This is a genomic window from Streptomyces xylophagus (assembly GCF_000716435.1).
Lineage (GTDB): Bacteria > Actinomycetota > Actinomycetes > Streptomycetales > Streptomycetaceae > Streptomyces > Streptomyces xylophagus.
In genome coordinates this window covers 1-544 of record NZ_JNWO01000124.1, presented here as the reverse complement: position 1 = coordinate 544, position 544 = coordinate 1, and the positions used below count along the sequence as shown (strand labels likewise).

Genomic DNA, 544 nt, shown 5'->3' with positions numbered 1-544 from the left:
AGCAAGCGCGAGGCTGTCCGGTTCCAGAAGTACGAGACCCAGTGCGCCTATCTGTGCGTCACGGGCATGCCCACCCTCGGTGAGCTCCGGTACTACCTCGACGAAAACGAACAACTGTACGATCAGGGTCTCTCACTCGCCGACCCCGACTCCTACGTGAACCCGGAGGCTCTGCTCTGATGGACGAGATTTTCGACCCCGAGATCCACGCGGTGGACAAGGACGGGAACCCGTCTCTCAACAAGGACGGCAGCTTCCGCAAGAAGCGCAAGGACGCGGGCGGTGGCCGGAAGGCGTCCGCGGCGCGGCCCGCCAGTCCGGCCGGAAAGGTCGAGGCTGACCGCAGGGCCCGCTACGTCGAGACCACGGCCGGGACGCTCCAGCCGCTCGCGGCGGTGCTGAGCATCGTCGATCCGGTGGACGGCTTCTGCGCGAGCCAGCTGGTGAACCCGTGGTCCGAGGTGATCGCGGATCTCGCGCTCCAGTATCCGCAGGTCGCCGCGGCGCTCGAGAAAGCTCAGATGGTCGGTCCGCTGTCCGGTCT

2 protein-coding genes are annotated in these 544 nt (G+C 66.5%); both read left to right on the top strand.

What is annotated here, in order from left to right; genetic code table 11:
* On the top strand, window positions 1-180 hold a 180-nt coding region (locus tag OO70_RS50585), incomplete at its 5' end, for a hypothetical protein (RefSeq protein WP_043688354.1).
* The coding region (locus OO70_RS50580) for a hypothetical protein (protein WP_043688352.1) at window positions 180-544 on the top strand (365 nt) is incomplete at its 3' end. The genes OO70_RS50585 and OO70_RS50580, both read left to right, overlap by 1 nt.